At 42.8% G+C, this 23802-nt stretch carries 24 protein-coding genes; 17 read left to right on the forward strand and 7 right to left on the reverse strand.

Translation table 11 applies throughout. The features are described from left to right. Positions 1-36 precede the first annotated feature (36 nt). The 8 genes from htpG (at position 37) to B2863_RS01770 (ending at position 7631) form a co-directional block, all read left to right on the forward strand. A complete protein-coding gene (gene htpG / locus B2863_RS01735) occupies positions 37-2010 on the forward strand; it encodes a molecular chaperone HtpG (RefSeq protein ID WP_296207104.1) in 1974 nt (657 codons plus the stop codon). 320 nt (positions 2011-2330) lie between these two features. Then, positions 2331-3812, forward strand: coding sequence for a C13 family peptidase (locus B2863_RS01740; protein WP_296207106.1), 1482 nt, complete (start codon positions 2331-2333; stop codon positions 3810-3812). Between the two features lie 120 nt (positions 3813-3932). Next, the gene (gene fghA, locus B2863_RS01745) at positions 3933-4823 is read left to right on the forward strand and encodes an S-formylglutathione hydrolase (RefSeq protein ID WP_296207107.1); all 891 of its coding nucleotides are present in this window, start codon (positions 3933-3935) and stop codon (positions 4821-4823) included. Positions 4824-5052: 229 nt separating this feature from the next. Then, positions 5053-5334, forward strand: a complete 282-nt coding sequence (locus tag B2863_RS14630; protein WP_371547594.1) for a TIGR03643 family protein — start codon at positions 5053-5055, stop codon at positions 5332-5334. Positions 5335-5448: 114 nt separating this feature from the next. Beyond that, complete coding sequence (gene rpe / locus B2863_RS01755) at positions 5449-6138, forward strand: ribulose-phosphate 3-epimerase (RefSeq protein WP_057761380.1); 690 nt, start codon at positions 5449-5451, stop codon at positions 6136-6138. Positions 6139-6244: 106 nt separating this feature from the next. Continuing rightward, positions 6245-6643 carry a hypothetical protein gene (locus B2863_RS01760; RefSeq protein ID WP_296207112.1) on the forward strand — a complete coding sequence of 133 codons (399 nt, stop codon included), beginning with the start codon at positions 6245-6247 and terminating at the stop codon, positions 6641-6643. Between the two features lie 143 nt (positions 6644-6786). Continuing rightward, positions 6787-7098 (forward strand): hypothetical protein, encoded by a 312-nt coding sequence (locus B2863_RS01765; RefSeq protein ID WP_057761376.1) that lies wholly within the window; start codon positions 6787-6789, stop codon positions 7096-7098. Positions 7099-7319: 221 nt separating this feature from the next. Further along, the gene (locus B2863_RS01770; RefSeq protein WP_101205798.1) at positions 7320-7631 is read left to right on the forward strand and encodes a hypothetical protein; all 312 of its coding nucleotides are present in this window, start codon (positions 7320-7322) and stop codon (positions 7629-7631) included. Between the two features lie 111 nt (positions 7632-7742). On the opposite strand, the gene rpmG is transcribed toward B2863_RS01770, so the two are convergent. Further along, the gene (gene rpmG / locus B2863_RS01775; RefSeq protein ID WP_010201403.1) at positions 7743-7898 is read right to left on the reverse strand and encodes a 50S ribosomal protein L33; all 156 of its coding nucleotides are present in this window, start codon (positions 7896-7898) and stop codon (positions 7743-7745) included. Between the two features lie 128 nt (positions 7899-8026). Then, positions 8027-8263 (reverse strand): 50S ribosomal protein L28, encoded by a 237-nt coding sequence (gene rpmB / locus B2863_RS01780; protein WP_057761372.1) that lies wholly within the window; start codon positions 8261-8263, stop codon positions 8027-8029. A 484-nt stretch (positions 8264-8747) separates the two neighbouring features. Between rpmB and B2863_RS01785 the strand changes: the two genes are divergently transcribed. Together B2863_RS01785 and purU are read left to right on the forward strand one after the other, a co-directional pair. After that, entirely contained in the window at positions 8748-10853 is a 2106-nt protein-coding gene (locus B2863_RS01785) for an Ig-like domain-containing protein (RefSeq protein ID WP_296207115.1), read from the forward strand. Positions 10854-11049: 196 nt separating this feature from the next. Beyond that, positions 11050-11970, forward strand: a complete 921-nt coding sequence (gene purU / locus B2863_RS01790) for a formyltetrahydrofolate deformylase (protein WP_296207117.1) — start codon at positions 11050-11052, stop codon at positions 11968-11970. A gap of 84 nt (positions 11971-12054) precedes the next feature. On the opposite strand, the gene B2863_RS01795 is transcribed toward purU, so the two are convergent. After that, positions 12055-12819: a cytochrome C assembly family protein gene (locus tag B2863_RS01795; RefSeq protein ID WP_414706866.1), complete on the reverse strand. Its 765-nt coding sequence runs from the start codon at positions 12817-12819 to the stop codon at positions 12055-12057. A 452-nt stretch (positions 12820-13271) separates the two neighbouring features. On the opposite strand from B2863_RS01795, the gene ffh reads away from it, so the two are divergent. The 7 genes from ffh (at position 13272) to B2863_RS01830 (ending at position 19805) form a co-directional block, all read left to right on the forward strand. Next, complete coding sequence (ffh, locus tag B2863_RS01800; RefSeq protein ID WP_057761369.1) at positions 13272-14816, forward strand: signal recognition particle protein; 1545 nt, start codon at positions 13272-13274, stop codon at positions 14814-14816. Between the two features lie 270 nt (positions 14817-15086). Next, a complete protein-coding gene (tsaB, locus tag B2863_RS01805; protein WP_296207153.1) occupies positions 15087-15788 on the forward strand; it encodes a tRNA (adenosine(37)-N6)-threonylcarbamoyltransferase complex dimerization subunit type 1 TsaB in 702 nt (233 codons plus the stop codon). 156 nt (positions 15789-15944) lie between these two features. Beyond that, complete coding sequence (locus B2863_RS01810) at positions 15945-16787, forward strand: undecaprenyl-diphosphate phosphatase (protein WP_296207121.1); 843 nt, start codon at positions 15945-15947, stop codon at positions 16785-16787. Positions 16788-16853: 66 nt separating this feature from the next. Further along, entirely contained in the window at positions 16854-17753 is a 900-nt protein-coding gene (locus B2863_RS01815; protein WP_296207123.1) for a class I SAM-dependent methyltransferase, read from the forward strand. Positions 17754-17844: 91 nt separating this feature from the next. Beyond that, positions 17845-18087, forward strand: coding sequence for a hypothetical protein (locus B2863_RS01820; protein ID WP_296207125.1), 243 nt, complete (start codon positions 17845-17847; stop codon positions 18085-18087). A gap of 130 nt (positions 18088-18217) precedes the next feature. Then, entirely contained in the window at positions 18218-19135 is a 918-nt protein-coding gene (gene ubiA / locus B2863_RS01825) for a 4-hydroxybenzoate octaprenyltransferase (protein ID WP_296207128.1), read from the forward strand. Then, positions 19128-19805 (forward strand): DUF4112 domain-containing protein, encoded by a 678-nt coding sequence (locus tag B2863_RS01830; RefSeq protein ID WP_296207130.1) that lies wholly within the window; start codon positions 19128-19130, stop codon positions 19803-19805. Before ubiA ends, B2863_RS01830 begins: the two co-directional genes overlap by 8 nt. Positions 19806-19948: 143 nt before the next feature. Here the strand turns inward: B2863_RS01830 and B2863_RS01835 are convergent, their stop codons facing one another. The 4 genes from B2863_RS01835 to B2863_RS01850 all read right to left on the reverse strand — a co-directional run bounded on the left by B2863_RS01835 (position 19949) and on the right by B2863_RS01850 (position 23795). Beyond that, the gene (locus B2863_RS01835; RefSeq protein WP_296207132.1) at positions 19949-20596 is read right to left on the reverse strand and encodes a hypothetical protein; all 648 of its coding nucleotides are present in this window, start codon (positions 20594-20596) and stop codon (positions 19949-19951) included. A gap of 82 nt (positions 20597-20678) precedes the next feature. After that, positions 20679-21113, reverse strand: a complete 435-nt coding sequence (locus tag B2863_RS01840; RefSeq protein WP_296207134.1) for a secondary thiamine-phosphate synthase enzyme YjbQ — start codon at positions 21111-21113, stop codon at positions 20679-20681. A 101-nt stretch (positions 21114-21214) separates the two neighbouring features. Continuing rightward, on the reverse strand, positions 21215-23281 hold the full coding sequence (gene mnmD, locus B2863_RS01845; protein ID WP_296207136.1) for a tRNA (5-methylaminomethyl-2-thiouridine)(34)-methyltransferase MnmD: 2067 nt from the start codon (positions 23279-23281) through the stop codon (positions 21215-21217). A gap of 124 nt (positions 23282-23405) precedes the next feature. Further along, positions 23406-23795 (reverse strand): hypothetical protein, encoded by a 390-nt coding sequence (locus B2863_RS01850; RefSeq protein WP_296207137.1) that lies wholly within the window; start codon positions 23793-23795, stop codon positions 23406-23408. Positions 23796-23802 lie beyond the last annotated feature (7 nt).

Raw genomic sequence — 23802 nt, forward strand, 5'->3', positions numbered from 1 at the left:
GATAATAGGTCTTTCATAGAATTTAAAGGAGTTTTTATGAGTGAAGCAACTCAAGCTGAAGGTCTGAATCCAGAATTAAAAAAACATACGTTTGAAGCGGAAGTGGCGCAGTTACTGCATTTGGTAACGCATTCACTATATTCTAACGCTGATATTTTTGTCCGCGAATTGGTATCTAATGCGTCGGATGCTTGTGATAAGTTGCGCTTTGAAGGCACAAATGATGATAGCCTCTATGAAGATGATGGCGAATTAAAAATCCGCATCGCCGTCGATGAAGCCGCCAAAACTATTACCTTTACCGACAATGGTATTGGTATGAACGAAGCCGATGCCATCGAAAACTTAGGTACGATTGCTAAATCAGGCACTAAAGCATTTTTAGACAAATTGTCTGAATCACAGAAACAAGACGGTCAATTGATTGGTCAGTTCGGTGTTGGTTTTTACTCAGGTTTTATTGTGGCTGATACCATCAGTGTCGAATCACGCAAAGCGGGCGAGCCTGCTGATAAAGGCGTGCGCTGGGTATCAGATGGTACTGGTAGCTTTACTGTTGAGCCTATTACCAAAGACACGCGCGGTACGGCGATTACTTTGCATCTAAAAGAAGAATATAGCGAGGGTGAAGATAACTACTTGGATCGCAGCAAAATCAAGCGCTTGGTTAATAAATACTCTGACCATATCAGTTTGCCGATTCAAATGCGTAAAGAGATCTGGCAAGAAGATGTAAAAGAAGACGAAAATGACAGCTCTGATGATCAGGCACCTGCTGGTGGCCAGATGGTACTCACTGATGAGTGGGAAACAATTAACAAAGCCAGTGCACTATGGACTCGCTCAAGCTCTGAAATTGAAGATGATGAGTATGTCGATTTTTATAAGAATATCTCTTATGACATGGATGCGCCGCTTACTTGGACGCACAACCGTGTAGAGGGTCGCGTACAGTATACGCAGCTATTATATATCCCTAAAAAAGCGCCAGTTGATCTATACACTCGTGAGCAGCAGCATGGTCTAAAGCTATATGTGAAGCGTGTCTTTATTATGGACGAAGCTGAGCAATTGCTACCGATGTATTTGCGTTTTGTGAAAGGTGTGATCGATTCAGCAGACCTGCCATTGAACGTGAGCCGTGAGCTATTACAAGAGTCACGTGATGTAAAATCTATTCGTGATGGTAACGCTCGCCGTATTTTGACCTTACTCGCCAGCCTTGCGAATAGCGAAGACAGTGACAAACAAGAAAAATTTGCCCAGTTCTATGCAGAGTTTGGTGATGTTATCAAAGAAGGCCTAGGCGAAGACACAGGCAATCAAGAACGTATTGCTAAGCTATTGCGTTATGCAACTAGCACCCAAGACGGTCTAGTGACGAGCTTTGAAGACTACAAAGGCCGTATGAAAGATGGCCAAAAAGCCATCTATTACCTCACCGCTGATAACCTAGCCGCTGCAAAAAACAGCCCGCAACTTGAGCTATTCAAGAAAAAAGGTATCGAAGTTATCTTGATGACCAGCCGTGTCGATGAATGGGCAATGAACTTCTTGACCTCATTCGATGAGACACCGCTGCAAAACATCGCCAAGGGCGCAGTAGATTTAGGCGACTTACAAGATGAAGCAGAAAAAGCGGAAGCGGAGAAAGCCCAAGAAACGCTAAAGCCTGTTGTTGATAAACTAAAGGCTGCATTGGGTGAGCGTGCTAAAGACGTCAAAGTATCGACGCGTTTAGTCGATAGTCCAGCTTGCTTGGTTGTAGGTGAAGGTGAGCTATCACCACAAATGATTCAGATGCTACAGCAAATGGGTCAGGATGTACCAGCAAGTAAGCCAACGCTAGAAGTAAACCCTGATCATCCACTCATCAAGAAGCTTGAGAGCAGTGAGCAATTCGATGATCTGGCACAAGTGATCTTTGATCAAGCATTATTGGCAGATGGCGGTCAGCTAGACGATCCAGCCGCTTACCTAAAACGCGTCAATGAGCTATTGATGAGATAATGTTCAGTAATTAGTAAGAAAGGGAGGCTTTATATAAAAGGCCTCCTTTTTTATTTGAATTTTTGGTTAAATTTGAGTGAATTTTACAAATCAGCCTTATCCTCTTAACCGACAATCCGTTACAATCGCGATAGATTAGCGAGCTAAAATATTAGGCAGTGCTAGTCATCTTCTATAATCACTCCATCGTGAATTCAATATAAATCGATGTCTGCATGCTGTACAAAAAATCGTCAACTGATTGCACCGCGCGGCTGTTACATTAAGATAATTATCATTGAGTCATTTTATTTTTCTCGACTGGCTAGAGGTCTAAGTCTTTGTCACTTACGTCGTTAAAAACCGTCTCGCTTCAGCGTTTTTCGCTCAATTTCGCTGCCAATATTATTGCAACCTTGTGGATGCTGGTGGGCTCAACACGGGCTTTTTCTTGGGTTAAACCCACTTTTGTACAGTTTGCCGTATTTGCGCTATTGGCGCTTGGTAGTAATGTCTTATTTTCATGGTTAGCTGCTGAAAGTGGCAGCATATTCAATGAGCAAGGATTGGTCAGTTATTTGATCTGGCCGATGATTATTTTGCTTGGTGGTATCATTTTGGCTCGGCGAGCGAGCAACCAAGCATTGGTATTTGTACCAGTAGTATTATGGTTGGTCGCTGATACATTATCAGCCCTATTGCAGAGCTTGGTGCAGTTTTTTGGTAGCTATGGTTGGTTGCCAAATTGGAGTTATTCGTTCTTACCAGTACTGTTTTTAGTATTGTTCTTATGGCAAACGCTAGCGTTACTTTGGATTTTCTCCCGTCGTCTGCGTATACCATGGTGGGAGCGAATCATTGTATTGGTTGGCGCGGTGGCGTTGCTGACCATCTGGCAGCGTAATGTCGCTGATCAGCCAATCTTTAAGCAAATACCTGTAGAGCCTGTACTAGAAGAGGCGGCATTGTATCAGCAGCCACGTCTGTTACAGCAAGCATTGGATAGTATAGACCCGAGTATCGATGGCAAAACCGACTGGTACTTTATGGGAGTCGCAGGATTCTCTGATCAAAACGTCTTTCGTTCCGAGATTAACAAGGTACGCGAGTTGTTTGATGTGCGCTTTGGTACTAGCGGGCATTCACTATCGCTGATCAATAATACTTATAGCTGGCTCGATGAACCAATTGCTACTAAGACCAGCATTTTGCGCGGCCTAAAGAAAATTGGTCAGCAGATGAACCCTGATGAAGACGTGTTGTTCCTGACGTTGTCTTCACATGGTAATCAGGATATCGTCCAGTTGGCAAATCCACCGCTTGCGATGGACAATTTAGATGCCACCTGGTTGCGTGACGCGCTAGACGCATCTGGTATCCGCTGGCGTGTGATTGTGGTGTCTGCTTGCTACTCAGGTTCGTTTATTGACGAATTGGCATCGCCAACCACGGTAGTGATTACTGCATCAGCTGCTGACAAAGCATCGTTTGGCTGCACGAATACAGCTGAGATGACCTATTTTGGCCAAGCGTTTTTTGCTGAAAGTCTACGAGGGAATACCAGTTTTGAGTCGGCTTTTAAAGATGCCAGTATACGGGTCAATGAGCGTGAGAGCGCCATGGGCTTTGAGCCATCAGAGCCGCAAATGGTTATTGGTAGCTTAATGGAGACAGCATTGCCTGCGTTTGAGCAAGTATTGTTTGATAAGGCACGCCCATCCGTTGCTAGTATTACAAATAATGCTACTTCTACAACGGTTAATACTCTACCTGAAAGCGCTACTAATCTGTCGGTAGACGAAGTAGAGATAGCTGCTGAATAGCTGAATAAATACGAAGTATGATCTAGCATTTTATAAATGCCAATATCAGATTTACTATTAGATGATGAGTATTTATTAAACATCGTCATTGGTTCTATTTTGAATAAAAGGATATCACTCATGCAAAATTCCTATAGTCACAGTTTATCTACCAATAAACAGCTTACCCAAAAGAGTGTGAATCGTTGTTTTAATGGTGAGCAGCATTATTATAGCCACGAGTCGACATCTACCAAAACCTCTATGACGTTTAGTATTTATCTACCTGATGAAGCCTTGGCTGGGCGACGTTGTCCTGCGATATTGTACCTATCAGGTCTGACGTGTAATGCTGATAATGTCACTCATAAAGCGCATTTTCAGCAGAAATGCAGCGAGCTTGGTATGATACTTATCGCACCTGATACTTCGCCTAGAAGTAGTGAGGACAGCGATGTACCAAACGACGATCGCTATTTTGTCGGTCAAGGTGCAAGCTATTATGTTGACGCGACCCAAGCGCCTTGGTCAGACAATTTTAATATGCAAAGCTATATTGTCGATGAGTTATATGACTTACTACGTTCAGAGTTTCCTATTCACAGCATCGGTGTCACAGGACACTCAATGGGTGGTCATGGCGCGTTATTGCTAGGGTTTAAGTTCCCAAGTAAGTTTGTCAGCGTATCGGCTTTATCGCCAGTATGTGCGGCGAGTGAGTCTGCATGGGGGCAAGCTGCCTACACAGAGTATTTCGGTGATGATAAGTCTCTATGGGCACAAGCGGACGCCTCACAGATGATTGAAAAGGTTGGTCAGCAGTATTCGAGCATTTTGGTTGATCAAGGCGCGGCTGATAACTTCTTAGCAGAAGGTCAGCTACAGACTTCTAAACTACAAGACGCTTGTGCAAAAGCCGAACAGCCCTTAACATTACGCTATCAAGCGGGGCATGATCACAGCTATTATTTTATCCAAACAGTGATTAATGATCATATCGAACATCATTGGCATATGGCTCAAATGAGCTAAGATGTCTTTTAGATGACCGTGATACATTTTTCGCTATTCCATTCATGCTCAGAAGGTGATTTTTATGGCAAGTTATCAAGATTTGACAGCTTCTAATTCAAAGAATAAGTCAGCAGATACGAGCTCTACAAAAGCGACTATGCAGGCTGATATGGATGTTGCTCTACAAAATAAACAACGTAACATTGATTATAATGATGAAGTGTCTCAAGTTAAGTCAGACGAGCTGATTGCAAAAACCGTCAACGACGCTGGCGATAGAGTACTTGATGATGTGCAAATATCTCGCGTGATAGAGATGGCATGGGAAGATAGAACGCCATTTGGGGCTATAGAGCATAGCTATGGTCTCGATGAGACTGGGGTTATCAAACTCATGCGCCAAGAGCTAAAGCCGTCATCTTTTCGCTTATGGCGTCAGAGAGTGAGCAATCGCGCCACCAAACATGAGGCAAAGCGCTCTTTCGAAGTTGGCCGTGCTTATTGCAAAACTCAATATAAGCAGCGCTAAACCATTAAGTATTTAGCATCAATATATAAAAGGCTCTCAGCATATGTGAGCCAATTATAATTTCCTTTTTAATTTATTAATATCTTATATAAACATGAATTAGGTAGCTCAATTATGAACAGTCCTGCTAAACCTTATCTTATTGCACCGTCGATACTCTCAGCTGATTTCGCGCGGTTGGGCGAAGAAGTGGAGAAGGTACTAGAGTCGGGTGCCGATGTGATTCATTTTGATGTAATGGACAATCATTACGTACCCAATTTGACGTTTGGTAGCATGATTTGTAAGGCGTTGCGTGACTATGGTGTTGAAGCGCCAATTGATGTGCATCTGATGGTTTCACCTGTCGATAGTATGATTGAGCAGTTCTTGGAAGCGGGTGCTAGTATCATTACCTTCCATCCAGAAGCCAGCGCTCATATCGATCGCTCACTTCAACTTATCAAAGATGGCGGCGCGGAGTGTGGCTTGGTATTGAACCCAGCGACCCCGCTGCATTATCTTGATTATGTTATGGATAAAGTAGATCAGATTTTATTAATGAGTGTGAACCCGGGCTATGGTGGACAGTCGTTTATCGATAGTACTTTAGATAAAGTCCGTCAAGTACGTCAGCGTATTATTACTAGTGGTCGAGATATTCGATTGGAAGTTGATGGCGGTATCAAAGCCAGTAATATACGTGCGATTGCTGAAGCGGGCGCTGATATGTTCGTTGCGGGTTCTGCGATTTTTAATCAAGAAGATTATAAAGCGGCTATCGATGAGATGCGCGCGGAGTTGTTGTTAGCCAACAACAGCTAGCGAGTGTTGTATGGTTAATAAACGCTATTAGCCATACAATAATAATATTAGAATGTGCTGTATAACTTATGACTATGTATAACGGTCAGTCACGTAAAGGTGAAATATGGACACAAACAATTCTACCCGTTCAACAGAACCTTCTGAGCAAGCAAGCTCTCATGAAGCGTTGAACCAGCAGGCTAAGCAATCACTTGAAAGTGAAACACCGCAGCGCAGCTTGGTGCCTAGAGGCATTACCATTGGCTTAGCGATGTTTGCACTGGTACTTAGCTTGGCAGGTTATGGCTTTCGCCTGATGGTGGGTGATGATGTTGAAACCGTGCTGCGTCATGCAGCGGTCATTGTGCCTGCATTTATGCTAGGCATTCCGCTGTTTTTTTGGGTAGGCTCTCGCATACTTAATAAAGTTAAAGGCCTGCATATCGAAAGTTGGAATGCGATTAGTTTGGGTTATTTGACTTCTTGTATATCGATGCTATGGCTGATGGGTACTTACAGTTAAGTTGTTTAGCTGTAAATATAAGGCTTCTTCGCGTCTGTATCGTTGATTCGTGCTTATATTGTTTATTCACGCCTATATAGTGTCGTAATATTTTATATTTTTAATCATTAAGCCATGTTCTACAAGCATGACTGGAATTTTATATGAGAATCGTACCAGCCAGTATTGCTAAAATTATCTATCCTAAAGACTTACCAAATGGCTTATTTACTAGTTTAATTATCGCTTGTTTGTTAATGGGATTGGCGTCATTACGTCACGGAACCGACTTACAAGGTTGGCTAAATGTCATTGAGAATTGGCTGCTTATGCTGCTGATATTGCCCACTGCGACTGCCACCGTTGCACTACCATTTAAGTATCGTGATCCTAGCCTTGAGTTAAAGCTGGTTTATTATCTTGGAATGTTTGTGGCATTCTTATTTACATTAGGAAAGTTACGTTATTGGCACTAATATATACAAACGACATGGTATTCAAGTTTGCTTTTATAGCGAAGACTTATGTGACAGCCCTTGAATTCGAGTGTTAAAGCGTCCATTGTATGAGTAAGACAGATTTACCCGCGTTACTGTAAGACGATAGATTTGCCGAATGAGTTTATTTTTAAGAAATGACTGCTTTGCAATGACCAGTTTCTCTACCAGTACTAAACGGGATAATAAGGAACACATTAATGCCATATGATATCGATAATGATATAGAAGTAGATAACGAGAGTAGCGATCAGTTTGCAGGATTTGCCAAAGAAACCACGTTAGAGCTGGTGGAAGCAGATGATGGTAGATTGTTGTTACGTGATGCTGAACAAGATGAAGCGCCGCTGATGACTATTGATTTTTCTGACAAGCTAAAAGAGCTACTTGGTAGCGATACTCAAGCCATTGGTCAACATATGATTCATGCTGCGATTCAGGTCATTATGCAAAAGCAGATGAGTAAATGGCATGCGCATGTATATGATAAAGAACCAACACACTACAGCTAAGCTTTGGTTTGTTAGCGAGCTGAAGATAGCTAGATATACAAGCATAAAAAAAGGGTTTATCAATTGATAAACCCTTTTTCTGTTCAAATAATACCACTTATAAAATGAAGATTATTTGATTTTAGCTTCTTTAAAGATCACGTGCTGGCGTACTTTTGGATCAAACTTTTTGATTTCCATTTTGCCAGGCATAGTGCGCTTGTTTTTAGTAGTGGTGTAGTAATACCCAGTACCAGCTGTTGATACTAATTTAATTTTATCTCTCATGATAGCTTTCCTGTAAATGAGGGGTCTTCAAACGATAGGTACGTGTCTCAAAGAGTGAGTTGCCACAATTAATGTAGCAAAACAGCAGCCTAAATGATGAGAGTCATCACCCAGCTGCTATTTTTAACTTAAACTTTTTGACCTTGTGCGCGTAGATCCGCTAACACTTTATCGATACCAAGTTTGTCAATGATGCGCATACCTTTGGTAGACACACGTAGACGTACAAAGCGGTTTTCAGACTCTACCCAAAAACGATGGTTGTGAAGGTTTGGTAGAAAGCGACGACGGGTTTTGTTGTTTGCATGCGAAACATTATTACCCACCATAGGGCGCTTTCCAGTCACTTGGCAAACTCGAGACATGGCGAACTCCTAATCTATGAGGTATGAGTTTTTCTCATACCAGTCTGGGCAAGTTGCACGTTTTTGCGGCATGGACACAGCAAGCGGCAGCTTTGCACCAAACAAAACTATATGAAGGTTGAGCTGGTTTTGCTGCTATCTAAAGGCAAATAACAGGCTGACCAATTCAGAAAATTTTAAAGCCGACATTTATACCATAAAACAGATGAATACTCAAATATTTTTACAATAACTGTCGAATTAAAGGAGGGCTATTATACCCTGAAATGAGCGCTCTATGTTGTTGATTGTTTAATAGTAAAGATTAATTTTTAGTTGTAAGTTATAACAAAAGTCAGTAAAGTTGCTGTTATATATTTAATACAATCTGTTAATACACCAGTATTACTGTAAATCTATGTATCATTACCAATCTCTTTTGATTCTGGGTAATGATTTTTTGCTTATTTGCTCAGATAAATTACTGCTCATGCGGAGTTAAAACATGTCATATACATCCCTGCCCACTTCTAAGTTGTTTCAATTAACAGCACTCACATTATCATTAGCCCTAGCGGGCTGTGGTGGCGGCGGTGACGGTACTGATACTATCGCGCCGGAACCTGACCTAGGAGTGCAACAGCCAGGTACTGGTGATGGGGGCGTTGAAACACCTGCTGCAGAATTAAATATTAGCAACAGTGGGCTAGTAGATGTAGATGGTAATACCATAACTTCTATCGATCTAGAAGGTGCTTATTATGAAGTACAAGTTATGGACGGGAATGATGAGCCTGTCGCAAATGCTAAGGTAACATTCTCGATTGATGCTGATGGTGTTGTGTTATCTCAGACAACATCAGGAGCTAAGTTAACAGATAGTGAAGGTAAAGCTCGAATTTTCGTGAAGCCTAATGCTCCTGAAGTTTCTGGCGCATACACCATCACCGCTAATGCAAGTAATAATGACAATACGGCAATTAATAATTTAACATTTTCCGTACAAGCAACAAATGTAAATCTAAGTGCCCTAACTGTGGTTGACTCGCAGCTTTCTGCAGGTGGTCAAACAGCTATATCATTAATGGCAACTGATACGGAAGGTAACGCTATAAGTGGCATATTAGTCAGTTTGAATGCTAGTTGTGGTCAGCTACCTACTCAAGCAACTTCAGATGAAAATGGTATGATTACATTTGTCTATAAAGCTATAAATACAGACAATACTTTATGTAGTGGGAATGTTCGTATATCGGCTAGTACAGGCAGTTCGGCTACTCAGACGGCCAATCTTACTGTTCAAGCGCCTGAAGCTACTTCTATTGTTTATACTTCAAATGAGCTTACATTAGGTATTCAGAATAGCGGATCATCAGCGACGGGTGAAGCTGAATTTGCAATATATTCAAATAAAACACCGCTCGCCAACGCAGAAGTGACTCTCTCATTAGAAAAGTCTCCTCTCGGATTGACTTTTGGTGTATTAGGAAACAAAAATAGTTTTAATGCTATTACGGATGAAAATGGTAAGGTTTCAGTTAATATTTATCCTGGCAGTACTCCAGGCCCTGTAGAGATAAAAGCAACTTTAGCAACTGATGCTCGTATTAATGCTTTATCAAAAGGCATATCTATTGCTAGCTCTCGTGTAACACAAGATGGAATAAGCTTGTCCTTCGGTAAAAATGTGCTGGATTGGAGTTTGGATGGTGATGAAACTTCAGTAGTTGCACGTCTAGTCGATCGTAATGGTAATAAAGTACCTGATGGGACAGTAGTTAACTTTACTGCTGAAGGCGGTAAAGTATCTCCTTCTAGTTGTACAACATCTAATGGTGCCTGTGAAGTTACCTTCTCAACTCAAAACCCTCGCCCTGGTGATGGTCGTGTTAGTATTCTAGCAGTTGTTGAAGGTGAGAAATCATATATAGATAATAATGAAAACAATGCTTGGGATGAAGGAGTTGATACATTAGTCCACAATATTGGAGATACTTTCCGTGATGACAATGAAGACGGCATCTTCCAAATAGGGGAGTTCAATTACCCACTAACTACTCAAGCCAATCAAGTGTGTGAAAACAATATCCAGCAATTTATCCAGCTTAAGTTTCCAACTTTTGCTCAAGATAAGAAAGATCTCTTTGAAAGTACCTTTATTGGTAACTTTGTATCGCCAAATAAACCTATGACCTGTAACTCAGGGCTAGATGCAGTAGTACGTTATGAAGGTATTCAGTTGCTATCGAATGGTATTCCAAATATCACGTTATTATCTCCTAATACACAAATCATTACTGCAGCAAATAAAAGAGTAGTTACTCGCATCAATAGCGGTGGTTTCTATGATTTAAACCCAATGCCATCTGGTACTACCATTTCAGGCTCAGTTGTTGACAAAACTAGCGGAGAAGGCAGTGGTAGCTGTACTGTAGAAATGATTGGAGGCCCTGAAGAAGTGCCAGCAATAGTATCTCCTGGTAAACCTGGTGATAATACAGGGACTATTAATACTTTTGCATTAGATGAGTGCGAAGCAGGTGACTATTTCAAAATTTCTGTGACTACTCCTAAAGGTGTGACCACTAATGTTATTTATACTGTTCAGTAAATTCTCATAATTTGTAAACCCCTGACCACGTGTCAGGGGTTTTTGCTTTATCCTTTTAAAATAACCAAATCACCTTAAATAACCAAAAACAACCAACTCGCTCAGCAAAGTATTGCAAAAAAGATTAAAATAACCGGTTTACTACGCTGTCAGTAATTTTTCAGCGATAAGTCATCATTTTTATATTGGGCGAATTATGTCAGACAACACTAAAACGGTTTCATTATCGACCATAGCTTCTCAGAGCAAACAGACACCTAGCGCTATCGATACAGCCACGCTGCTCATCAAATGCAAAGATCAGGCTGGTATCGTACAAGCAGTCTCTGAATTTATTCATCGTTATGGCGCTAATATTATTACGCTCGATCAGTATTCAACGGCGCATGAAGGCGGGCAATATTTTATGCGTTTAGAGTTTGCTTTGGCAGGTTTGAGCGATATTATTGAAAATTTTGAAGCCAGCTTTGCGCATACGGTTGCTAAGCGCCACGATATGGATTGGCGACTACATAATAATGCAACGAAGACCAAAGTCGGTATTTTGGTATCTAAGTTTGATCATGCATTGTTAGATTTATTATGGCGACATCAGCGTGGACTGCTCGATTGCGAGATTACTTGCGTGGTCAGCAACCATCCTGATTTAAAGCAAGCAGTACAGAATTTTGGCATTACTTTTCACCATGTACCAGTGACAAAAGACAATAAGGCAGACGCAGAAGAGCAAATCCATAAGTTGATGGCAGGTAATGACTTGCTAGTATTGGCGCGCTATATGCAGATTTTGTCATCAGATTTTGTCAAACGTTGGCCGATGCAGATTATCAATATTCATCATTCATTCTTGCCTGCGTTTGTGGGTGCAGATCCTTATCGTCAAGCTTATGATAAAGGCGTTAAGCTTATCGGCGCAACTGCGCACTATGTCACAGCTGAGCTTGACCAAGGGCCTATCATTGAGCAAGATGTACACCGTGTGACGCATCGCCAAGGGGTGACAGAGTTGCGTGCTATCGGCCGTGATATCGAACGCAACGTATTAGCACGTGCTGTAAACTGGCATGTGCAAAACCGTGTGATTGTGGCGGGTAATAAGACAGTCGTATTTAACTAAGAAAAATGAGTAGTGAGTCTGCTAAAATATAAAAAAGGCGGTCAGTAACTAGTGTTGCTGACCGCTTTTTTCTGAACATATATTTTATAAGAGCATTTCTAAGACGAACTTGCTACCAACAAAGCCAATGGCTAATAGGATAAAGGCATAAATAGTGATATTAGCCGCACGTTTGCCTCGCCAGCCTGCACGCCAATTACCGAATAGTAGCACACCAAATAATAACCACGACAGTAGACTAAAAACAGTCTTATGCACGATATGTTGCGCCATCAGGTCTTGCACATAGATAAACCCAATCCCCAGTGCGATACTTAGCAATACAAAGCCTACCAACAGCATATCGAATAATAAACTCTCCATACTTTGCAAGGAGGGGAGTTTATTGACCCAAAATCGATGAATAGTATGATGCTTGAGCTCACGTATTTGTAGACGTAGAAATAGCGCTTGTACCGCCGCCATCAACAGCACACAATAGGCAGCTAATGATAATATGATATGGATTTCAAGCCCGATACTGACATCAGTGAGTGGTTGATAAGGGGCGCGGCCGACGTAGCCGACAGTCATACCTATTAGCGCAGTGGGTGCAGCCAAAATGCCAAGACTAAGAATAGGGCGATATAAACAGAACAACAGGTAAAAGAATAAGAAAAATAAACTGGTCAAACTGATTATATTGAATAAGTTGAAATTCAAACCATACAGCGTCACAACGTATGGATATAGTAGTGCTGCATGTGCAGACATGCCGACCAGCAACAAGCCCAAACTGAGGCTTTTGTGGATAGGTTTGTCCTGAACCAACGCCCAACCAATGTGGATGCTGACTAAGATATAAGCCATGCTAGCAAGTAAGAATGCAAAGTGCACAGATAAAAAGCCTCATCTTATACTGAGCATAAATTGCCGCTCAATGTGTCGCTAAAGTGGTATTATCAGAATGATTAGAATAATCGTCCAATTTATCATAAAATGGGTGCCAATTGAGCACCATCTTGCTTATAACTTATAAATGATCGGTAGTGCTGCATAGCGCAAAACGTAAAATATGTCATCTATAAAAAGTTGACTACAATTATAAGCGCTGTGTCCTTTGCGAAACGACTATAAGTTTAGAGCCATGTTAATGCTATAGTATTGATAATATAATTCTTTTATCATGTCCTTTGTCATGCAATATCCTAATATCTTATAGCGTATCCTAATATTATTTATGAACCATTTTAATGGTTTGATTTAGAGTTATTTTAATTGCGTATTATTTAATTGAAAACCATTTTAATTGAGAGTTATTTATGTTTGATACCTTAACAGAACGCTTATCGTCGAGCCTACGTAACATTGTCGGTACCGGACAGTTGACCGAAGACAATATCAAAGACACGCTACGTGAAGTGCGTATGGCGTTGTTAGAAGCCGATGTAGCACTACCTGTCACTCGTGATTTTGTAAAACGCGTCAAAGAACAAGCGCTTGGTGCTGAGGTGCTAAAAGAGTTAGCGCCAGGTCAAGCCTTTGTCAAAATCGTACACGACGAGCTGACTGAAATGATGGGCAGTGCCAACCAACAGTTAGAGATGACAGGCAAACCGCCTGTTGTCTATTTGCTAGCAGGTTTACAAGGTGCGGGTAAAACGACCACAGCTGGTAAATTGGCCAAATATCTACAAGAGCGCCAAAAGAAAAAAGTGATGCTAGTCTCTGCTGACGTTTATCGTCCAGCGGCTATCAAACAGCTTGAGCAAGTAGCCGGTCAAGTGAATGCTAAGTTTGTGAACTCAAGCACAGATGAGAATCCAATTGATATCGCAAAGCGTGCGATTGAAGAAGCCAAAATCCAATATCAAGATATCCTGATCATTGATACCGCTGGTCGTCTACATATCGACGATACCATGATGGATGAGATTAAGGCGCTAACTGCTGCGGTTAACCCATCTGAGACGCTATTTGTCGTCGATGCAATGACGGGTCAAGATGCCGCCAATACCGCAAAAGCTTTTAATGATGCGTTGCCATTGACAGGTGTTATCTTAACCAAGACTGACGGTGATGCTCGCGGCGGTGCGGCGCTTTCTGTACGCGCTATCACTGGCAAGCCAATTAAGTTCTTAGGCCGCGGTGAAAAACTAGACGAGCTAGAGCTGTTCCACCCTGAACGTATCGCGCAGCGTATCCTTGGTATGGGTGATGTACTGAGTCTGGTCGAAGAAGTTGAGCAGAAAATTGACCGTGATAAAGCCGAAAAAATGGCGAAAAAGATGCAAAAGGGCGGTGACTTTGACCTTGAGGATCTATTGACTCAGTTCCAGCAGATGAAGAGCATGGGCGGCATGGCAGGTTTCTTGGATAAGATGCCGGGTATGGGCGGCTCAGATATGCAAAAGGCCGTCGAAGATGCCAAACCAGAAGAAAAAGTACGTGAAATGGAAGCATTGATCAATTCAATGACGCCGTTTGAGCGCAAAAACCCTGATAAGATTAACCCAAGTCGTAAGCGCCGTATCGCTGCAGGTTCAGGGCGTGAGATTCAAGATGTTAACCGCTTGCTCAAGCAACACAAGCAAATGGCAAAAATGATGAAAATGATTTCAAAGCCTGAAGGCATCAGTAAAATGATGAAGTCTATGCAAGGGCTCATGGGTGGCGGTAGTGCTGGCGGTGGCGGCGGTCCATTGTTTGGCGGTGGTCAGCAAGGTGGCGCTAAGGACGTGAATCCAGAACAAATGGCCAAGCAAATGGGACTGGATCCAAATAACATGCCAAGTACCGAAGAGATGCAAAAGCAAATGCAAGAAATGCAAAACCAAGCACCAAAGAAGTTCAAAACCCGCTTTTAGATAACAATTAGTTCTTTTTAAGAAGTTCGATCAAAGCCCCGAAGCCAATGAAGCTTTGGGGCTTTTTATCGTTAGCAGTTGTAGATAAACACTGATGGATAAAGTGTGAAAAATATAGAAATTAATAAAATTCGTGTACCCTAAATGCTATGATAGGCGCTGCTTCACTCTGTCTAGATTATTACAGGACATGAATGATAGATCGTTATAAAAAATTAATAAAATCTGATAAATCAATTTAGAACGCCAAAAGTAAAAGCCGAGGTTGTGATGTTTTTAGCAATGGATACCGTGTTCGACCAGTGTTCGATCGCGATTTTAGATTCGAGTGGACAGGTACTATCGAGCCATACCGAAACAGGTAAGCGTCAGCAAACTCAACAGATTTTACCGATGATTGAAGCTGCATTGTCTGAGGCACAGTTACGTCTTGCTGATATACAGGCTTTAATATTCAATCGCGGGCCGGGTGCGTTTAGTGGTATCCGTATCAATACGGCAGTGGTACAGGCTCTGTCTGTAGCGCATGATTTACCTTGCGTTGGCGTCTCAAGCCTACAAGCAATCGCACAATGCGCGTATCAGAAACACAGGCTGACACACTTATATAGCGCTCTTGATGCTCGTATGCAGCAAGTTTACTTTGGACAGTATGAGTTGGCAACTGATGACAAATCAGGTCATAGCATTATGCAGCCAGTCTTGGCTAATGATAGCGATAGCACTGAGCAGCTACTAGATTATGATCGCCAAACTGCACTTAGCCTACCTATCGCGGGTAATGGCGCGCCGCTATTGGCACGACATGATCAGCAAGACTATCATGAAGATGTTTGGCCAGATGCTGTTGTCATTGGGCAGCTTGGTATTGCTCAGTTTGCAAACGATGGTGGTACGGAAGCGTCACAGGCATTACCAAAATATCTACGTAATCAAGCTTGGAAAACACTTAAAGAGCAAGGTAAAGCATAGCTTTATAAATATGCTTTTGCAGCGTCAATTGATAGCAGCTAGCTTTTTAGTGTTTAGCAAGCGCATACCAATATAAAATCAACGTTAATATAGGACAGCCAATCGGTCTGTTTTTAGGCCAATTTTTTAGGCCAATCTGTTTCTAGGAAAGTCACTGTGGATATAGTTTTATTTGTTCAAGCTGTCATCATGGGTATCGTTGAAGGTATCACTGAGTTTTTACCCATCTCTAGTACGGGATATTTGATCTTATCAGCAGATGTGATGGGTTTCTGGACTAAAGAAAAAGTTGATTTATTTGTCGTGGTGGTACAGCTTGGCGCTATTTTGGCAGTGATTTATGACTATTGGGGTAGATTGTGGCAAGCGTTGATGGGTTTGCTGACTGGCAAAGCAGAAGGAATGACCAATCCTAGACAGCTGGGACTGAGTCTGATTGTCTCTACTATCCCTGTGATGATTGTTGGCTTTACCTTTGCTGATGAAATCAAAGCGTATTTATTCAATCCTATTGTCGTTGCCATTATGCTCATCATCGGTGGTCTGCTGATATTTTACGTGGAAAAGCGTCCTAAAACGGTCATTGCAGAAGAAGCAGAAGATGTCAGCATAAAAACTGCGTTGATGATTGGTTTGTTCCAATGTTTAGCTCTTATACCAGGGACGTCACGCTCAGGTGCCACTATTATTGGTGCGCTGTGGTTAGGTGTCTCACGTAAGGCTTCTGCTGAGTTTTCTTTCTTTCTAGGTATTCCTGTCATTGTAGGGGCAGCACTGTTGGATTTGCTCAAACATGGTGACGTACTGACCAACAGTGAAGACTGGCTGGTGCTAGGTATCGGAACCATCGTATCATTTGTAGTGGCGCTACTTTGTATTCGCTTGCTAGTGGCATGGGTAAGTCACCGTGACTTTACTATCTTTGCTTGGTTGCGCATTATCACGGGTGTTATCGTGTTGGTCGCCGCTTGGGGCTTTGGTTATCAAATGGCTGGCTAGATTTGCGTTATGATTTAACACGCTAGTAATTTATAGTGAAAATAAGCAGCAACTAGGATGATAGTTATGACAGATGTGCCCCAAACGTATGACGAGACAGGTGCTTTTGTACATTGTCAGTTATTCTACGTCAATGACAGCCAGCAAGCACAGGTTGAGAGTCTACAGTCATTGATAGCTGAGCATACATTACCAATCATTTTAGATATTAAAGTCGCTACAGAGAAACTAACTCAAAAGCGCCGTCAGCAATTGAGCCAAGCATCTACTCAGCCTATTTTATTATTAGATGATAAAGACAAGCTATCCTGGCTAAGTGATGGGCTCAGTGTAGCACCTGAGTGGGACAAGTTGCAGCGCCGTGTAGTGAGTGCTGGTCGTAAGTCTGAGCTGCTATTACAAGCGGCTAAAATCACATCAGATAGTCACGTTATTGATGCAACCGCTGGCTTTGGGCATGATAGTTTGATATTGGCCAGTACTGGTGCCCAAGTTACTATGCTTGAACAACAGCCGTTGATGGCATTGCTGTTACTTGTAGAGCAGCAGCGTATGAGTGCGCTACCCAATTGGCAAAAGCTCATGAGCCGTCTACATATTATCAATGCTGATGCACTCAGTTATTTTGCGAATTTAGAAGCAGGCACCGTAATAGATAATGCTACGGCAATCGATGTCGTCTATTTGGATCCGATGTTTCCAGAGGATAGCTATCAAGATAGCAAAACAGGTAAAGGGGCAAAAGTCGGTAAGCATATGCAGGCACTGCACCAATTGGCTCGTCCACCAACATCAGATGAAGAGCGACAGCTGCTAAGTAGTGCACAGGCCGTTGTCAAACAAAGTATGCAAGGCCAAGGTCGCGTGGTCGTAAAGCGTCCACAGTATGCACCGCTGCTCGCTGACGAGCCTGCCAGCGAAAGCTGGCATAATGAAGCCGTACGCTTTGATGGGTATTTTGTCTGACAGCTGCTGTTTGTGATAACGAATGTACGAGTATAAATGTACGCAATTAATCAGCTTATGTGTTCAAAATTAATGGATTAAGGAGCAAGGAATGTCAGCGCTAATTATTTGGGTCATGGGTGCAGTTTTACTGTTGATTAATATCATGCTGCGTACTCGAATTCTTCGGCTTGAAGCACGGTTAAAAGAGCTGAGCAATCCACAAGAGCAACTGACATTTTTACGTCAACAAGCAGCACAAAAAGACAAAGTCCCAGCGTTAAAAGCTTTGCGCAAGCAATATCCTGAGCTATCACTGATCGAAGCGAATAAATTGTGGCAACAAGTTCAGTAACCAGTCCATTAAACTTAGTAGTTAGTCTATTAAAACTCAGTAACCAGCCCCTTCAAAAATTAATTTAGTTGTTCTGAGCGAAGTATATAAGCGCACATAAAAAGTATCCAATTAATGATAATAAAAAACCATGACATTTAAAGACAAGCTACAAGCCTATATCCAGCTAACCCGTTTTGATAAGCCAGTCGGCATTGAGCTGCTCTTATGGCCAACATTATGGGGCGTACTACTCGCTGCAATGGGTCAAGCGCAGCAGCGAGGAATGACGGCAGCGTTGCCAAGTATCAAGGTGTTCGCGATATTTGCCCTTGGTGCAATATTTATGCGAGCGGCTGGTTGTGCGATTAATGACTTTGCGGATCGTAAAGTAGATGGTCATGTGACTCGCACTAAAGGCCGCCCGTTAGCAGATGGACGCTTATCTGGCAAAGAAGCTGTTGCTGCATTTTTAGTACTGGTGCTGTTAAGTGCTAGTCTGCTATTTTTCTTGCCCATAGCTGTGTTCTATTGGTCGCTTGGTGCCGTTGTATTGGCGTTTATTTATCCATTTATGAAACGTTATACGCACCTGCCGCAAGTATTTTTAGCAGCTGCTTTTGGGTGGGCGATACCGATGTCTTATGTGGCGGTGCAAGGCGCTCCCGATATTTGGTGTTGGCTGCTATTCTTAGCGTATATGTGTTGGACAGTGGCCTATGATACTCAGTACGCCATGGCTGACCGTGAGGATGACTTAAAGATTGGCGTGAAATCAACAGCGATCTTATTCGGTCGTTATGACGTGATTATTATCTCGATATTACAGATGCTATTTTTGCTAATAATGGGCGTGGTTATGTGGCATTACTTTGCTCCGACCACATTAGGCGTAACGCCAGTATTTGGATTGGCGCTTGTTGCGATGATGTTTGCCAAACAAAACAGCGCTTGTGCCAGTCGTAACCCTTTGGCTTGCTTTCAGGCGTTCTTGGCCAATATCTGGGTAGGGCGCTATGTCTTTGCGCTTATCGCAGTTACTTGCATATGGACGACGCTAAATGGATAAGTTCGATAAGTTGCCGAGATTCAAATCAAAGAAACCGTCTGATACAAATGGCTCAGGCGTAGACTATCAAGCTAAACTTGCGGAGCATGGTCTGACTCGTGAGCAAGTTATTGCAACTGAGCGTAAACTGGCAAAATTTGCCAATACCATGGATTCACTAGTAAGAGTGCCTTTTACCAAGCAAGGAATGGGTGCGGATGCGGCGCTTTCGACCATTCCACTAGCAGGAGATTTGGCAGGATTGGCATTGACCAGTTATGCATTTATATTAGGACGTCAGTTAGGTGTGCCTGCTCATAAAATGACGTCAGCGGTTAGATTGGCACTTATTGATATGGTCGTTGGTATCGTACCTGGCATTGGTACGCTATTAGATATCTTCATTCGCCCTAGCCGTAAGACACTGGGTATCGTGCACGAGCATCTACATCATGAGTATGGTATTACCGAAACCATGCATATGGATCGACCGTTTCTGCACCAATCATTAGAAGACAAGCAGCAGCAAAGCCGCTTTGGTTTTTTTTGGCGCAATCCAATCGTTGCTTGGTTATATCTGCATATCCCTGATTTTCTTGGACTGCTCGTCATTGTATTTGTCGGTTGGGGGCTGTGGACAGTGATAAGCTGGTTGGTCGGGGTGTTTGGTCAATCGACTGGGTTTGGTTAAATACAATCACTCATTAGACAGCTCAGTAGAGACAAGTCAGTACAGAGCAATACACAGAAAAGAAAAAGGCGGCAACGATAATAACGTTTGCCGCCTTTTTTATGGTTTTAAATAGAGTGTTAAAACAGAAGGCGAAGCAGGTTTTATTCAGTGATTACTTCTGCTTCAGCACTGACGGCATCAAAGCTAGTGACTTTATTGTTTCGGATAAGGTCGATAGTGCCACCACCAGCATGACTAACGAGTTGGATACTACCGTCAGCTGATTGATAGGTAGGATTATTGCCTTGGCCTTCGGGTGCGCTTAAGGTCATTTTTGGCTGGTTGGGACGAGTAATGATAGCGTTCAGCATACCAGCTGCTGACGTCTCAAAGACCACAGATAAACTCTCACCTGCTGCACTTTTATAACGGACATCAGTGATTTGTGCGCCTTTAATAGCTTGCTCTGGGTTAGGTTTTTCAGCGCTATCATTTGCAGTGGACGTAGTATCACTAAGATCTTTATCTAACTCTGTTAAGCTCATATCACGTTCTGAATCAGTCTGCGCTACATTTTGAGCATCATCTGAGTTGCTACCTTCGGCTGCATCAACGTTTATATTGGTCGTTACTGGCGTGGTTTGCGTTGAGGTCTCAGCTGCAGTTGTATCAGTTGTATCAGTTGCTTCAGGTTCTGGATCTTTTTGACAAGCAGTCAATAGCAACAGACTGAAGAAAATAGCAGGAGCCGTACGATAAAGCAGTTTAGATTTTCGTAAGTTTAGTACTTTTGGAAGAGAGGTATTCATAATCAGCTTTATCCGTTAATAGCGTGCTACGTAAATGTGGTAATTGGCAAGGGTCAACCTGCTAGTTATTAACAGTATATTATTACGTATTTACCGTAATCACCAGCTTACGCTGCCCTCCATATTCTTGCAGGTTTCTATGCTCACATAAATAAATCCCTTGCCACATGCCTAGACCTAACTCACCATCGACAAGCGGTATAGTCAAACTAACCCCAAGCATCATGCTTTTGAGATGCGCTGGCAAGTCGTCTGAGCCTTCTAAGGTATGGCGATACTCTGGCTGATCTTCTGGTGCGATTTTATTAAGCCAATCCTCTGTATCTAGTCGGACCTCTGGATCAGCATTTTCATTGATCGCAAGACTGGCTGACGTATGCAGCAAAAACAGATGAACCAACCCTACCTTGGCAGAGTGAGGTAACAGCTGAGAAATCGCTTCTTCAACCTTCGGAGTAATGATATGAATGCCGCGCGCATAGGCGGGTAGAGTAAGGGTGGTTTGGTGATAGCTCATGGGGTATATCTCATTATTAGGGTCGACACCAAATTAAGATACCATAAGCCAGTATAAACCGCAGAAAGCGTTGCTGTTATTTACACAAGAGCCATTTATTCTTAAACAAGCGGCGTCTGTAAACGTGTGCGATTGGGTGATAGGCGTACGAGCATCGTCTCTGACAGTGGTGAAAATGACCCTAGCATCATATCTGCTAATGCTTCAGCACAAATAGGTGCTAATGCATAACCTTTTGCGCCCATCGCACTCATTGTCCATATCAGCTGACTATGTGCCAATTGTCCAACGATAGGATGGTAATCAGGAGTTTGGGTGCGAATGCCAGCTCGTCCCTGCCACAGACTCGTATCTGCCGGAATAATAGATACCATTTCAGGAATAGCAGTGATGAGCTTGTCTCGGCTAATCTGATGTTCCTCATCACGTATGTCAGTACTTGTGTCATTGCGGATAAAACTTGCGCCAAGTAATAAATAGGGCTCGTCAGCGACGACTGTATTTAACTCATCATCTCCAGTCTGTGCGTTGAACCGCGCACAGTAACCACTATATTTAAGCGGTATTTTAGATAGCTTTATTAATTGCTCCGCTGAGGGGGTAAACCAAGACAACTGCCCACGAATTTTACGACAGTCAAAAATACGCTGATCCAATTGATGACTTTCAAAAGCCGCGCAAATGACGATATTATCAGTAGTCATCGTGACAGTGTTACGGTTTCCATCGATACCTTCGATACGAACTTGCTGCTCAGTCTCGTTGATTTTAGTCACTTCTAATTGCTGAAAGCGAATGAGTGGATGAGTTAGTATGATGTCTTTTAATGCTTGCGGATTGACCAGACCAGACTGAGGTAAGTATAAGTTCTCTGATAAGTTCTGCTCTTTCAGGCCACTAGTAATCTGTGCTTGCTCATGCGATAGGGTGGTCGCCATCTCATCAGGATAGTCGGCAATTTGTTCTGTACCGATATTGGCTTTTATAAGCAAATCAAGGGCGCCAGTCAGTTCAAGTACCGGTGCTGTATTAAGCTGTACGGCTGTTTGATTAAGGTCTCGATATAGCCTGCTGCTATGGAGATAGCCTATGGTATGCAGATGCTCGTCAACATGGTGAAGTGGCGTCATTTTGGGCGCAAGTAACGCTCTAGGATTGCCTGATGCGCCTGCTAAGGGCGCTGATTTATCTAATAAGGTGACGGTAATACCACGATTGGCAAGCGACCAAGCTGTGAGCAACCCTGAGACGCCTGCACCAATGACGACAGTGTGATCGAATGTGCTGTAAGTCTTTTCCTTCTTCGCCTCGTGACTGTTGTTATCACAACTTTTGTTATCGTCAGTAAGGTTACTACTTTCTGCATTAGCCATAATGGCCGTTAGCATTTCTCGCTTTCGACCAAAACCTCTGACTTTCTTAATGTGAAAGCCATGCTCTCTTAGTCCACGCTTGGCGATACCTGCACAGCTGTAAGTAGCGGCAGTCGTATGAGGGCGTGATAGGCGCTGCATTTGTGCAAAGATACTGTCAGCCCACAAGGTGCTGTTGCAAGAAGGCGCAAAACCATCCAAAAACCAAGCATCAATACAAGGCGTATACTGATTGGAGTGATCTAATGCCAGTTTGCTTAGACTTTCTGCTGCATCACCAAGCCACATATCGACAGTTAAGTTATCATGAGAAAAACTTAAACGATGACAGCCTGCAACCAGGGGCGGATATGCAGCCAAAAGTGGCTCAATAAATGCCATTAGCTCCGGTGCGCGCTCACCCCATAACGCAAGTATCTGCGTCAAATCCGCTAGCGGTATAGGGAACTTTTCAGTAGTAATAAAATGCAGGCGAGCCGTTGTTAGTTGCGGATAGGTTTCACGTAATTGTCGCCACAATTGCCACGTCGCTAGTAGATTAAGCCCAGTTCCAAAGCCTAGCTCAGCAATCGTAAAGCATTGCTTTGGTGCAAGGTGTACCAAACGCTCTGGTAACTGATTGTGCTTTAGAAACACGTGACGCGTTTCTGCCAAACCATCCGCATGAGAAAAATACACATCCCCAAACTCACCTGATACTGGCACCATATTGCCAGTATCATCCATTTGCCAGTCAATCTTGGCAGGTGTGATAACGTTTAAATGTTCAGGGTTTTGATAGTTAGCGATAGACATGAGGCACTTCTTAGGAATATCAGGAACGGTAGCTAAACGGTCAGCAGTGACGGATCAATGATATCGACATTTGGTTAGACGTAGCGAAGTAGAGTAATGCAAGTCAGTGCTAGCAAAGCTTACACTACCAGCGCTCACGACGGACAAATACTAACCACGAGACAAAAATACCGACTAATAGGCTGATCAAAACGGTAAACGCACCGTATAGAAATAACTGTCCTTTACTTTCGTAAACCAAGACATTTACTTGGGTCTGCAAGTCGTTCACTTGGCGCTGCAGTTGTGCATTACGGCTGAGCAGTTCTTGATTGGCAGCTGACAATGCTTTAGTAGATGGTTGCAACTGTGCCGCCAAGGTATCATTGATATCTAGCGCTGAGTTTTTCGTTGGCAAAGCGCGCGCCGCTACTGGACCAGTCAACGGCAGCACTGCTGTCGGATCGGGTGCATCGACAGCAGGTGTTATGGGTGCAGCAGGTGCAGCTTGCGCCGAAACGGCTGTCACTAACATGAGACCA

The organism is Psychrobacter sp. UBA3480 (genome assembly GCF_002377945.1).
GTDB lineage: Bacteria > Pseudomonadota > Gammaproteobacteria > Pseudomonadales > Moraxellaceae > Psychrobacter.